Source organism: Labrys miyagiensis (genome assembly GCF_030160835.1).
In the GTDB taxonomy this organism is placed as follows: Bacteria; Pseudomonadota; Alphaproteobacteria; order Rhizobiales; family Labraceae; genus Labrys; species Labrys miyagiensis.
The window spans coordinates 25947-37219 of sequence record NZ_BSPC01000005.1 but is presented as its reverse complement, the minus strand read 5'-3'; the positions used below and the strand labels follow the sequence as shown (position 1 = coordinate 37219).

The window sequence follows — 11273 nt, the reverse complement described above, 5'->3', positions numbered from 1 at the left end:
GCAAAATGAATTCGGGCAGGAGCGAATTTCCAGATTAACGCGTTCCAGGAGGGTGCCGCATGAACGAGATGCCATTGCAATCACCAATATCGTCGGGCGAACGCGCTCCGGATTTCAGGCTTCCCGCCCTGGATGGAGCCGGAACCGTGTCGCTATCCGACTATCGCGGCAAGAGTTCGCTGTTTCTTGCTTTGTTCGTGGGACTGTGGTGCCCGTTCTGCCGCCGGGCGCTGGCCCAATTGGCGACCGCCAGCCCTCAGCTCGAGGCGCTGGGGGTCGAGACCCTCGGCATCGTCGCCACCGAGCTCGAGAATGCCCGCCTCTATTTCAAGTTTCGCCCGAGCCGGTTTCGCATCGCCACCGATCCCGCGCTTTCCATCCATCGCGCCTATGGCGTGCCCAAACCGGTCCCGACGCCCGATCTGATGAAGGCCCTCTCCACGCTGCGCGTCAATCCGACCGGCGAACTGCCTGAACCCCTGCCAGTCATGGAGGCCTCCATGACCCTCGCCAAGCTCGATGGCTATGTCGAGAACGAAACCGATCGCGGAGACGTCGAGCGCCAATGGCCGCAACTCAAGGGGCAGTTCCTGATCGACCGCGACGGCATCGTGCGCTGGACCCATATCGAATGCCAGGAAGGCTTGGAAGGCATCGGCAAATTCCCGGCCGCCTCCGAGATCGTGGCCGCAATCCGGGCATCGATCGGCGGTGAGGGGACGCGGCTGCATTGACGGTCTCGCCCACTAGAGCAAAGCGCGTTTAGGCGTAAACGCTGCTTTGCTCTCACTCTTTGTTTCGACGCGTCTTTGCGATTCTTGCCGATTCCGCCAAATCGCAAAACGCTTTAGCTGTCGGCTCTGGGTCCGGTAATTGATCCAAAGCGGCAGCGAAAGCATCGTCATTGCGAGCGAAGCGAAGCAATCCGGGGGTCAAGGGGCTGTGCCTGCTGCCCTGGATTGTTTCGCTCCGCTCGCAATGACGGACGCAGGCCGTGCCTTCCATGCTTCTTCGGTCAGGCTCCTTGTTGTCGTGTCCTCTCTCGCAGAAAACGGTTGTCGCTTTTCGGCATCAGCCCCGAAATCGTCGTCGCTGCGACGGCGCCCCTCGACAAAGTCCCCGCTTCCCGCTACCCGATTCCGGCTTTGCCTTTACCGAAATCGTTTCAGCGAGGGGTTCCATGCAGTTCGTGATCCAGTGTGAAGACATACCCAACGGGCTCGAACTGCGCATGGCGACGCGGCCGGCGCATATGGATTACCTCAAGGCCCAGGACGCCCATGTCCTCGGGGCCGGCCCCTTCCTCAACGACCAGGACCAGATGGTCGGCTCACTCCTGATCGTCGACTTCCCCTCCGAGGCCGAGGCGCGCGTCTTTGCCGAAAACGATCCCTATGCTAAGGCCGGCCTGTTCGCCGCCACCTCGGTCCGCCGCTGGCGCTGGGGCGTGAAGCCGCCGGCTGTCGTCTGACCCCAATTCCATAAAGAGAGGCCGCCATGCGCCACTGGCTGATCAAGTCCGAACCCGAGGTCTGGAGCTGGGACAAACAGGTCGCGGCCGGCGCCAAGGGCACGCCCTGGGACGGCGTGCGCAACCATGCCGCCAAGCTCAACCTGATGGCGATGAAGAAGGGCGACCAGGCCTTCTTCTACCATTCCAACGAAGGCAAGGCCGTGGTGGGCGTGGCCGAGGTGGTGCGCGAAGCCTACCCTGACCCCGCCACCCCGGGCGAACCCTGGGTGCTGGTCGACTTCAAGGCGTTGAGGCCTTTCCCCACACCCGTCACCCTGGTCGCCATCAAGGCGGAGCCGAAGCTCGCCGAGATGGCGCTGGTCAAGCTCTCGCGGCTCTCGGTGCAGCCGGTGACGGAGGCGGAATGGAAGCTGGTGTGCGAGATGGGCGGGTATAAGGGGTAGGACCTTCGATCCGAGAGCAAGATCATGACCGGCAGACATCCCTTCGCAACATTGCGCGATCGCATGTTGCCCAAAGCGCAGGCCGAGGCCTTGGCGCGCAAGCTCGACAAGGAATTGGATCTCGCCGGCGCGCGTTTGGTCAAAAAAGTATAGCGCCGTGGCTCAGCGGTGAAGCCTAGAGCAAAACGCGTTTAGGCGTAAACGCATTTTTACTCTAACTCTTTGTTTCGACGCGTCTTTGCGATTCTTGCCGATTCCGTCAAATCGCAAAACGCTATAGCAGGCATAATCCGGGTTGTTAGTCGCCCGGTTGCCGGAATTCAGGCAAATCTCACCCTTCTTTCAGGACTTTGCCCCTCATATCGCTGATCCTGTCAAAATGGTCAGCATTTGGATTGGGGGCGGCGATGACACGCGCGGTTCTGGCTGTTCTGCTCGCGTTACTTCCCAATCTCGCTGCACACCCAGGCGAGGCCCATCATCGCATCGGCGAGGTCGATGCCAGGCGCCTCAGCGATGCCGAGTATGAAGCGATCCTCGAGACGGCCCGGCGCAATGGCTGGATCTATCCGGCCGAGCAGGTCGAGAGCGGCCACCGGCGGTATTTCCAGGAATTCCGCATGCGCCTGATGAACCGTGGCTATGAGATCGTGTCGGATGGGACGTCCGTTTGAGGGCAACCCGCCGACGATAGGCGAATGTGGGGGGCGGGTCTTCAGACCCGGCTCTTGTCAGCGCGGGCCTCGCAGGAAGAGCCGGGTCTGAAGACCCGCCCCCCAATGCTTCACTGCAGCACCTCCGTGCCGATATGCTTCAGCTTGTCGGGGTTGCGCGTGACATAGATGCCCGCGATCTCGCCATCCCGGATATCCAGCGCCGTCGTTTGCAGCGTATCGTCCCGCTCTACCGTGACGAAGCCCGGCAGGCCGTTGATGAAGCCGTAGCGCACCAGCTTCGACATGCTTTCGGCAAAGAAACGGCTAAGGCCGGCCTGCAGCCTCATCACCTCCTCGATGCCGGTGATGATCTTCAGGGATGCCGGCTTCTTGCCGCCACCGTCGGAATAGACGGCGACATCGGCGGCGAGCAGCGCTTGCAGCCGGGTCATGTCACCGCCACGCGAGGCGACGAAGAAGGCATGGGCGATTTCGAGGCCCTTCTCCTTCGGCATGTCGAAGCGCGGGCGCGAGTTGCGCACATGGCTGCGGGCCCGGCTGGCGAGTTGTCGGCAGGTGGCGGGCTAGCGTCCGATGGTCTCGCTGACCTCTTCGAAGCCGAGGCCGAACACGTCATGCAGCAGGAAGGCGGCGCGCTCCAGCGGCGTGAGCCGTTCGAGCGCCAGCAGCAGGGGCAGCGTGACGTCCTCCACCTCGTCCTCCGTTTCGAGTACCGGCTCGGGCAGCCAGGGGCCGACATAGGTCTCGCGCCGGTGCCGGGCCGATTTGAGCTGGTCGAGACAGAGCCGCGTCACGACGCGGGTAAGGAAGGCCGCCGGCTCGCGCACCGTCTCACGGTCAGCGGCGAGCCAGCGCAGGAAGGCGTCCTGCACCACGTCCTCGGCATCCGCCACCGATCCGAGCATGCGATAGGCGATGCGGGTGAGGCGCGGCCGCACGGCATCGAAGCTCGCGGCTGCTTCGCTTGCGAGGGCGCCGCTCATCACGCGGCAACCCTTGTGCGCGCGGGATGCACGGTCTTGAAGCCGACATTGATGCGGTTCCAGCCATTGATGGCCACGATCAGCATGGTGAGCTTCACCAGTTCCTCCTCGCTGAATGCAGCCCTCGCGATCTCATAGGCCGCATCGGGCGCGCGGGTAGCGGCCACCAGCGTCAGGGCTTCGGTCCATTCGAGGGCGGCGCGCTCGCGCTCATTATAGAGCGGGGATTCGCGCCAGGCATCGAGCAGATAAAGCCGCTCCTCGCTCTCGCCATGCTGGCGGGCGCTGAGCGCATGCATGTGCAGGCAATAGGCGCAGCCATTGATCTGCGAGGCGCGCATCTCGACGAGTTCCATCAGGCTGGTTTCCAACCCATCGATACCAAGGGTGAAATCGCGCCACTGCGTCATCAGGGCGGGAGCGGCGGCGAAGGCGTTGAGGCGGGCTTTCATGGGGCGGTCCTTTCTCGCTTGGAGTTGCGCAGCCATGACGAGACGGGACGGCACGGTGTGACATGGGGCGAAAATTTTTGAAGGCGTACTTCAACCGTCGCCGCCATTCTCCCGCCTTCGCGCTGGACGATTTCATCCAAATCGCGCTAGCCTTACGGCAGCCTGAATTTTTGAGCCGGAGACGTCATGGCGCCAGCACCGCCTCTCGATCCCCTGAAGAAGGCGGCGACGCTGGCCTGCTGGCGCGGCAAGGTCGAGCCGCGGCCGCTTGGCGGAGGCATCACCAACACCAATTTCACCGTGATTGACGGCGCCGACAAATATGTCGTGCGCATCGGCGACGACATTCCCCTCCACCAGATCAGCCGCAGCAACGAGTTTGCCGCCAGCAAGGCCGCCTTCGCCGCCGGCATCTCGCCGGAAGTGGTGCATAGCGAGCCGGGCGCACTGGTGCTGCGCTTCGTCGAGGGCCGCACCTTCACGCCCGAGGATATCCGGGACCCGCGCAACCATACGGCCCTGATCGATCTCATCCGGCGCTGCCATACAGAGATGCCCCGGCATTTCCGTGGGCCGGCCGCGATCTTCTGGGTGTTCCAGGTGGTGCGCGACTATGCCCATACGCTGCGCGAGGGCACGAGCCGGCATTTAGCCCTGCTGCCGCGCCTGCTGGCCGAAAGCGAGCAATTGGAGGCGGCCGTCTGCCCCGTCGACATCGTGTTCGGACACAATGACCTGCTCGCCGCCAATTTCCTCGATGACGGCAAGAGGCTGTGGCTGGTGGACTGGGACTATGCCGGCTTCAACTCGCCACTGTTCGATCTCGGTGGCCTCGCTTCCAATTCCGAAGTGGAGGAGGCAGGGCGGGAGGCGCTGGCCGAGGCCTATTTCGACCGGCCGATGAGCGATGAGCTGCGCCAACGCCTCGCGGCCATGACGGCTGCCTCGCTCTTGCGCGAGACGACCTGGAGCATGGTGTCGGAGATTCATTCCACGCTTGATTTCGACTATGCCGGCTACACGGCCGAGAATCTGCGGCGCTACGAGGCGGCGTATAGTGCCTGGGAGCGCGGACATCCTGTCCGCTCTTGATACGGTAGCGTTTCCATAAAAGGTGAGACCTGGGATAAGGGTCGAGCCCTTTTCGTTGATCTGTGTGGTTCAAGAGCGGACAGGATGTCCGCGCTCCCAGGAATTCCCCATGTCCGACCTTCCTTCCTCTGTCAAAATCCTGATCATCGGTGGCGGCATCGTAGGCTGCTCGACGGCCTATCACCTCGCCAAGATGGGGCTGTCGGACGTCCTCGTGCTGGAGCGCGGCAAGCTCACCTCCGGCTCCACCTGGCACGCCGCCGGACTGGTCGGGCAGCTCAGGACCAATGCCAATATCACCCAGCTCCTCGGCTATTCCGTCGCCCTCTATGACCGGCTGGAACAGGAGACCGGCCTTGCCACCGGCTGGAAGCGCAATGGCGGCCTGCGTCTTGCCTGCAATAGGGAGCGCTGGACCGAGGTGAAGCGCCAGGCCACCACCGCCACCTCCTTTGGCCTGGAGATGCAGCTCCTCACCCCGAAGGAGGCGCAGGACCTCTGGCCCCTGATGCAGGTGGACGATGTCGTCGGCGCCGCCTTCCTGCCGACGGACGGGCAGGCTTCGCCCTCCGATATCTCCCAGTCGCTGGCCAGGGGCGCGCGCAATGGCGGCGTCACCTTCAAGGAGGGCGTCACCGTCACCGGCATCGAGGTGGAGGGCGGCGTCGCCCGCGCCGTGCTCACGGATCAGGGTCGCATCGAGGCCGGGAAGATCGTCATCTGCGCCGGGCAATGGTCGCGCGAGATTGGGGCGATGGCCGGGGTCAACATCCCCCTGGTCTCGATGCAGCACCAATATCTGATCACCGAGCGCATCGAGGGTGTCGCCTCGAACCTGCCGACGCTCCGCGATCCCGACCGCCTGACCTACTGGAAGGAGGAGGTCGGCGGGCTGGTGATGGGCGGCTACGAGCCCAACCCCAAGCCGTGGGCCCATACCAAGGCGACGGAAAAATTCGAGTTCCAGCTGCTCGACAACGATCTCGACCATTTCGAGCCCCTGATGGAGCTTGCCATCGGCCGCGTGCCGGCGATGGAGAACGCCGGCATCAAGCAGTTCATCAACGGCCCGGAAAGCTTCACGCCGGACGGCAATTTCATCCTCGGCGCCGCGCCGGAGGTGAAGGGCATCTATGTCGGCTGCGGCTTCAACGCCTTCGGCATCGCCTCGGGCGGCGGCGCCGGCATGGCGCTGGCCGAATGGGTGGCGAAGGGCGAGCCGCCCTATGACCTCTGGGCCGTCGACATCCGCCGCTTCGGCAACAACACGCTCGACACCTCCTGGGTGCGCCAGCGCACCATGGAGGCCTATGCCAAGCATTACACCATGGCCTGGCCCTTCGAGGAGTACCAGTCCGGCCGTCCCTTGCGCCGCTCGCCGCTCTATGACCGGCTGAAGGCGCAGGGCGCGGTGTTCGGCGAGAAGCTCGGATGGGAGCGGCCGAACTGGTTCGCCGGCCCCGGCGAGGAGGCGAAGGACATCTACAGCTATGGCCGCCAGAACTGGTTCAAGGCAGTGGGCCGCGAGCACCGCGCCTGCCGCGAGGCGGCTGTCGTGTTCGACCAGACCTCCTTCGCGAAATTCTCGCTGACGGGCCGCGATGCCGAGGCGGCGCTCTCCTGGATCTGCGCCAATGACGTGGCCAAGCCGGTGAGCAGCCTGGTCTATACGCAAATGCTCAATCGCCAGGGCGGCATCGAGGCCGATCTCACGGTGGCGCGGGCCGGGCCGGACACTTATTACATCGTCACGGGCACCGGTTTTGCCAGCCACGATCGCGATTGGATCGCGCGCAACATACCCGTCGGCCTCGATGCGCGCCTCACCGACATGACCTCGAAAAACGCCGTTCTGGTGCTGATGGGGCCTGAAGCACGCGAGATCCTGGCACGGCTGACGGAAGACGACATTTCAAATACCGGCTTTCCCTTCGGCACCTGCCGCTTCATCGACATATCCGGCGCCCGCGTCTTCGCCATGCGCGTGACCTATGTCGGCGAGCTCGGCTGGGAGCTGCATATTCCGGTGGAGTTCGCCGCCACCGTCTATGACGCGCTGATGGAGGCCGGCGGCCCGCTCGGCCTGGTCAATGCCGGCTACCGCGCCATCGAATCGCTGCGCCTCGAAAAGGGCTACCGCGCCTGGGGCGGCGAGATCGGACCCGATCATTCGCCCCTGATGGCGGGGCTCGGCTGGGCGGCGAAATTGAAGAAGAACATCCCCTTCCTCGGTCGGGAGGCGCTGGTCGAGCAGGCCGGCAAGCCGCTGCCGCGCTTGCTGGCCGGCTTCACCGTTGCCGATGCCGGCGTGATCCTGCTCGGCCGCGAGACGATCTATCGCAATGGCCAACGCTGCGGCTGGCTCGCCTCGGCGGGGTATGGCTACACGCTGGGCAAGAACATCGGCTATGGCTATGTGCGCGACCCAGCGGGCGTGGACCGCGACTATGTGCTTTCCGGCAGCTATGAGCTGGAAGTGGCAACGGAGCGCGTGAAGGCGGAAGTGTTCCTGGAGCCGCTCTATGATCCCAGGATGGAGCGGGTGAAGGCGTGAGCAAGCGTCCGATCAAACCGGTATGTATTCGCAAACTCATCGCTTTTGTCGACGCTGTGAGGCTTCTGGATGAGCGCTCTTGAGTATCCTCTTCTGCTCGAACCCCTTCCCTCGGAGGATGGTGGCGGCTTTGTCGCGATCGTGCCCGATCTGCCCGGCTGTATGAGCGATGGAGAAACGCCGGAAGAAGCGATCGCCAATGTAAAGGACGCGATCGTCGTGTGGATCGAGACCGCCCGCGAGATGGGCCGCCCGATTCCCGGCCCTTCACGCCATCTCGAAATCGCCTGAGAGTTTGCCGGAGCGGGCGAAGGCGTGATCAAGGCCATCCTGAAGGCGGCGCGCGCCCTCTTGGGTTCAGGCCGTGCCGCGCACATAGACGATCTCTATACCCTTGCTCCGAGCCAGTTCGCTAGCCGCCTTCACAGCATCGGTGCGAACGTGGAACGGACCGAGCGGATCGGAGGGAACAGTGTCGTCGGCATAGGTAGCACTGTTGACCACCCAGACGGGCCCGTCCTCCTCCACCAGGATCCAGCTGTTTTGCGCCGACGGGTTCTCTCCCTCATGAAGTTCTCGAATATCGGTCATCACTGGCCCTCCTGGAACAGCTCTTCTCACAAAGGGAACATTGTGGCGGCCGGTAAAGTTTCCTCCACAGATCCGCGTTCAGCAATGGGACTGATATGCCCAAGCAGGAGGGGATGCGTTCGATGTCCAACGAGAAGGCTCGATTCCCTATCGGGACGATTGTCGTCCTGGCGGCCGGTTCCCAAGCGGCCAAGCCGCCTTTCCGACTAGGCGACGATCTGACCATGGAATCCACGACAGACGGGAAGTCCACCTGTCGCATTACCGCCATCACACCGGAGACGATGGAAGTCACCTGCGCAACGACGCATTACAGCTTGACGCCCGCTGCGGCGACTCTGGAAGAGGGTGGTGTCTCCGCCTATGTGGGCGGCTGGGTCGTGCGGTCGATAGCGAGGAGTTAGGGCCGGGGGGCGGGTCTTCAGACCCGCCTTATCCCGGGAACGTCGTGTTGCAGGCGGCTCTGAAACCCGCCCCCCACTCACACCGCCGGCGGATTCAGCCGCGCGAAAGCTTCCTGGCGGCGATAGGGGAAATAGGGATAGGCCGCCTCCGTCGCGCTCGCCTGGTCGAGCCTCTCCATTTGCTCCAGTGAGAGCGACCAGCCCACCGCGCCGAGGTTCTGCCTGAGCTGCTCCTCGTTGCGGGCGCCGATGATCACCGAGGACACGGTGGGCCGCTGCAGCAGCCAATTGATGGCGATCTGGGGCACGTTCCGGCCCGTCTCGGCGGCGACGGCTTCCAGTGCGTCGATGACGCGGTAGAGCCGTTCCTCGTCGACCGGCGGGCCGAAATCGGCGGTCCGGTGCAGGCGGCTGCCTTCGGGCAGGGGCTGGCCGCGCTTGAGCTTGCCGGTGAGGCGGCCCCAGCCGAGCGGGCTCCAGACAAGGGCGCCCAGGCCCTGGTCGAGGCCGAGCGGCATCAGCTCCCATTCATAGTCGCGGCCGAGCAGGGAATAATAGGCCTGGTTGGCAACATAGCGCGGATAGCCGTGGCTTTCGGCGATGGCGAGCGACTTCATGATCTGCCAGCCGGAGAAGTTGGAGACGCCGACATAGCGCAGTTTGCCGGCGCGGACGAGGCCGTCCAGGGTCGCCAGCACCTCCTCCACCGGCGTGCCGGCGTCGAAGGCGTGCAGTTGCAGGAGGTCGATGGTGTCGGTGCCGAGACGGTGCAGGGCGTCATCCACCGCGCGCAACAGGCGCGAGCGCGAGGTGCCCCACTCATCCGGGCCGTCGCCCATCGGCAGGCCGGTCTTGGTGGAGATCAGCACGCGGTCGCGCCGGCCTTTGATGGCTTCTCCGAGCACCTGCTCGGAGGCGCCGTTCGAATAGACATCGGCGGTGTCGAACAGGTTGATGCCGGCGTCGAGGCAGATATCGACGAGCCGCCGTGCCTCCCGGGCATCCGTGGTGCCCCAGGCCCCGAAGAGGGGGCCGGAGCCACCGAAGGTGCCGGCCCCGAAGGAGAGGGCGGAGGCCTTGAGGCCGGAACGGCCGATGCGGCGATAATCCATGGTTGGGGTCCTTTAGGTTGTGAGGTTGCGCTCGGGGATAAGGCGCGGCGCAAGCCTCTCCCACGAAGCTGGGGGAGGTGGCATTGCGAAGCAATGACGGAGGGGGTGTGGCCCAACGGCTCGCCCTAGAAGAAAAAGCTCAGAGCTTCTCCAAGATTGAATTGAAGTTTGCTCTGTCACGGCGAGCTAGCGGGCCACACCCCCTCCGAGCCGACTTCGTCGGCCCACCTCCCCCAGCTTCGTGGGGGAGGCTCGCGTCGCACCCCTTTGCCTTACGCCGGATGCCCAGCCGGCACCGGGCGGCGGTCGAGGACGCTGCTCAACAGGGTCAGGCCAAGGGCAGCGGCAACCAGCACGGCACCGACCAGCGGCGTCATGCCGAGGCCCAGCGGCGAGGCCACCACCAGGCCGCCGATCCAGGCGCCGAGGGCGATGCCGAGATTGAAGGCGGCGATGTTGAGGGCCGAGGCGACGTCGACGGCGGCCGGGCGATGCAGCTTGGCGAGCTGGACCACATAGATCTGCAGGCCGGGCACATTGGCGAAGGAGAGGAAGCCGAGCGCGGCGAGCGTCACCAGGGTCCAGGCGGGCGAGACGGCCGTGACGGTGAAGACCGCCAGCACCAGGGCCTGCAGGGCGAAGAGCCCGGTCAGCGCCTTCACCGGATTGCCGTCGGCGATGCGTCCGCCGGCAAGGTTGCCCACCGCGATGGCGGCGCCGTAGAGCACCAGGATCAGGCTGACGCTGCCAGCGGCAAAGCCGGTGATCTCTTGCAGGATCGAGGCGAGATAAGTGAAGGCGACGAAGGTACCGCCATAACCGAGCGCCGTCATGGCGAAGACGAGGAGCAGGCGGCCGCTGCCGAGCACCCGGACCTGCTCGACCAGACGGGCCGGCGGCGCCTTGGGCAGGCGCGCGGGCAGCAGCAAGGCGACGGCGGCGAAAGCAATCACGCCGAGGCCCGCGACGCCCCAGAAGGTGGCGCGCCAGCCAAAGTTCTGGCCGATGAAGGTGCCGAGCGGCACGCCGGTGACGATGGCGACCGTCAGGCCCATGAACATCAGGGCGATAGCGGAGGCGCGGCGATTGGGGGCCACCAGGTCGGCGGCGATGGTGGCGCCGACGGAGAAGAACACGCCATGGGCGAAGGCCGAGAGCACGCGTGCCACCAGCAGCATGCCGTAGCTGGGGCTGAGCGCGGCCGCCATATTGCCGAGGACGAAGAGCGCCATCAGGCCGAGCAGCAGGCTCTTGCGATCAAGCCGGCCAGTGAGCGCGGTGATCACCGGTGCGCCGAAGGTAACGCCGAGGGCATAGACGCTGACGATGAGGCCGGCGAGCGGCAGGGTGATGTGAAGATCATTGGCCACGGTCGGCAGCAGGCCGACGATGACGAATTCGGTGGTGCCGATCGCGTAGGCGGCGATCGTGAGGGCGAGGAGGGCAAGGGGCATGGGAGGGATCCCGACTTGTTTGAAATTGTCGGGAGTG

General features: G+C 64.7%; 13 protein-coding genes and 1 pseudogene. 9 read left to right on the top strand and 5 right to left on the bottom strand.

Annotation, left to right across the window (positions count from 1 at the left end):
* The first annotated feature begins 59 nt into the window (after positions 1-59).
* From QQL24_RS00970 to QQL24_RS00950, 5 genes are all read left to right on the top strand, one after another.
* On the top strand, positions 60-734 hold the full coding sequence (locus QQL24_RS00970) for a peroxiredoxin-like family protein (RefSeq protein WP_348536418.1): 675 nt from the start codon (positions 60-62) through the stop codon (positions 732-734).
* A 446-nt stretch (positions 735-1180) separates the two neighbouring features.
* On the top strand, positions 1181-1471 hold the full coding sequence (locus QQL24_RS00965; protein WP_284310008.1) for a YciI family protein: 291 nt from the start codon (positions 1181-1183) through the stop codon (positions 1469-1471).
* A gap of 26 nt (positions 1472-1497) precedes the next feature.
* Positions 1498-1917 carry an EVE domain-containing protein gene (locus QQL24_RS00960; protein WP_284310007.1) on the top strand — a complete coding sequence of 140 codons (420 nt, stop codon included), beginning with the start codon at positions 1498-1500 and terminating at the stop codon, positions 1915-1917.
* 24 nt (positions 1918-1941) lie between these two features.
* On the top strand, positions 1942-2070 hold the full coding sequence (locus QQL24_RS00955) for a hypothetical protein (protein ID WP_284310006.1): 129 nt from the start codon (positions 1942-1944) through the stop codon (positions 2068-2070).
* A gap of 254 nt (positions 2071-2324) precedes the next feature.
* Positions 2325-2591: a hypothetical protein gene (locus QQL24_RS00950; RefSeq protein WP_284310005.1), complete on the top strand. Its 267-nt coding sequence runs from the start codon at positions 2325-2327 to the stop codon at positions 2589-2591.
* Positions 2592-2701: 110 nt separating this feature from the next.
* Here the strand turns inward: QQL24_RS00950 and QQL24_RS00945 are convergent.
* A pseudogene (locus tag QQL24_RS00945) lies at positions 2702-3577 on the bottom strand (sigma-70 family RNA polymerase sigma factor).
* Positions 3577-4029: a carboxymuconolactone decarboxylase family protein gene (locus QQL24_RS00940; RefSeq protein ID WP_284310004.1), complete on the bottom strand. Its 453-nt coding sequence runs from the start codon at positions 4027-4029 to the stop codon at positions 3577-3579. The pseudogene QQL24_RS00945 and the gene QQL24_RS00940 overlap by 1 nt, the downstream one beginning before the upstream one ends.
* A 186-nt stretch (positions 4030-4215) precedes the next feature.
* Between QQL24_RS00940 and QQL24_RS00935 the strand changes: the two genes are divergently transcribed.
* The 3 genes from QQL24_RS00935 to QQL24_RS00925 all read left to right on the top strand — a co-directional run bounded on the left by QQL24_RS00935 (position 4216) and on the right by QQL24_RS00925 (position 7966).
* The gene (locus QQL24_RS00935; RefSeq protein ID WP_284310003.1) at positions 4216-5121 is read left to right on the top strand and encodes a choline/ethanolamine kinase family protein; all 906 of its coding nucleotides are present in this window, start codon (positions 4216-4218) and stop codon (positions 5119-5121) included.
* Between the two features lie 109 nt (positions 5122-5230).
* Entirely contained in the window at positions 5231-7675 is a 2445-nt protein-coding gene (locus QQL24_RS00930) for a GcvT family protein (RefSeq protein WP_284310002.1), read from the top strand.
* A 69-nt stretch (positions 7676-7744) separates the two neighbouring features.
* A complete protein-coding gene (locus QQL24_RS00925) occupies positions 7745-7966 on the top strand; it encodes a type II toxin-antitoxin system HicB family antitoxin (RefSeq protein WP_284310001.1) in 222 nt (73 codons plus the stop codon).
* Positions 7967-8032: 66 nt separating this feature from the next.
* On the opposite strand, the gene QQL24_RS00920 is transcribed toward QQL24_RS00925, so the two are convergent.
* Positions 8033-8266, bottom strand: coding sequence for a hypothetical protein (locus tag QQL24_RS00920; RefSeq protein WP_284310000.1), 234 nt, complete (start codon positions 8264-8266; stop codon positions 8033-8035).
* A gap of 122 nt (positions 8267-8388) precedes the next feature.
* On the opposite strand from QQL24_RS00920, the gene QQL24_RS00915 reads away from it, so the two are divergent.
* On the top strand, positions 8389-8670 hold the full coding sequence (locus QQL24_RS00915; RefSeq protein WP_284309999.1) for a hypothetical protein: 282 nt from the start codon (positions 8389-8391) through the stop codon (positions 8668-8670).
* 77 nt (positions 8671-8747) lie between these two features.
* Here the strand turns inward: QQL24_RS00915 and QQL24_RS00910 are convergent, their stop codons facing one another.
* The gene (locus tag QQL24_RS00910; protein ID WP_284309998.1) at positions 8748-9782 is read right to left on the bottom strand and encodes an aldo/keto reductase; all 1035 of its coding nucleotides are present in this window, start codon (positions 9780-9782) and stop codon (positions 8748-8750) included.
* Between the two features lie 272 nt (positions 9783-10054).
* The gene (locus QQL24_RS00905) at positions 10055-11236 is read right to left on the bottom strand and encodes an MFS transporter (RefSeq protein ID WP_284309997.1); all 1182 of its coding nucleotides are present in this window, start codon (positions 11234-11236) and stop codon (positions 10055-10057) included.
* Between the last annotated feature and the right edge of the window lie 37 nt (positions 11237-11273).

Bases quoted from the DNA above. Each gene is read 5' to 3' on its own strand.
- QQL24_RS00940 (WP_284310004.1), bottom strand. From the start codon at position 4,029: ATGAAAGCCCGCCTCAACGCCTTCGCCGCCGCTCCCGCCCTGATGACG.
- QQL24_RS00955 (WP_284310006.1), top strand. From the start codon at position 1,942: ATGACCGGCAGACATCCCTTCGCAACATTGCGCGATCGCATGTTGCCC.
- QQL24_RS00965 (WP_284310008.1), top strand. From the start codon at position 1,181: ATGCAGTTCGTGATCCAGTGTGAAGACATACCCAACGGGCTCGAACTG.
- QQL24_RS00920 (WP_284310000.1), bottom strand. From the start codon at position 8,266: ATGACCGATATTCGAGAACTTCATGAGGGAGAGAACCCGTCGGCGCAA.
- QQL24_RS00960 (WP_284310007.1), top strand. From the start codon at position 1,498: ATGCGCCACTGGCTGATCAAGTCCGAACCCGAGGTCTGGAGCTGGGAC.
- QQL24_RS00950 (WP_284310005.1), top strand. From the start codon at position 2,325: ATGACACGCGCGGTTCTGGCTGTTCTGCTCGCGTTACTTCCCAATCTC.
- QQL24_RS00925 (WP_284310001.1), top strand. From the start codon at position 7,745: ATGAGCGCTCTTGAGTATCCTCTTCTGCTCGAACCCCTTCCCTCGGAG.
- QQL24_RS00910 (WP_284309998.1), bottom strand. From the start codon at position 9,782: ATGGATTATCGCCGCATCGGCCGTTCCGGCCTCAAGGCCTCCGCCCTC.
- QQL24_RS00915 (WP_284309999.1), top strand. From the start codon at position 8,389: ATGTCCAACGAGAAGGCTCGATTCCCTATCGGGACGATTGTCGTCCTG.
- QQL24_RS00930 (WP_284310002.1), top strand. From the start codon at position 5,231: ATGTCCGACCTTCCTTCCTCTGTCAAAATCCTGATCATCGGTGGCGGC.
- QQL24_RS00935 (WP_284310003.1), top strand. From the start codon at position 4,216: ATGGCGCCAGCACCGCCTCTCGATCCCCTGAAGAAGGCGGCGACGCTG.
- QQL24_RS00905 (WP_284309997.1), bottom strand. From the start codon at position 11,236: ATGCCCCTTGCCCTCCTCGCCCTCACGATCGCCGCCTACGCGATCGGC.
- QQL24_RS00970 (WP_348536418.1), top strand. From the start codon at position 60: ATGAACGAGATGCCATTGCAATCACCAATATCGTCGGGCGAACGCGCT.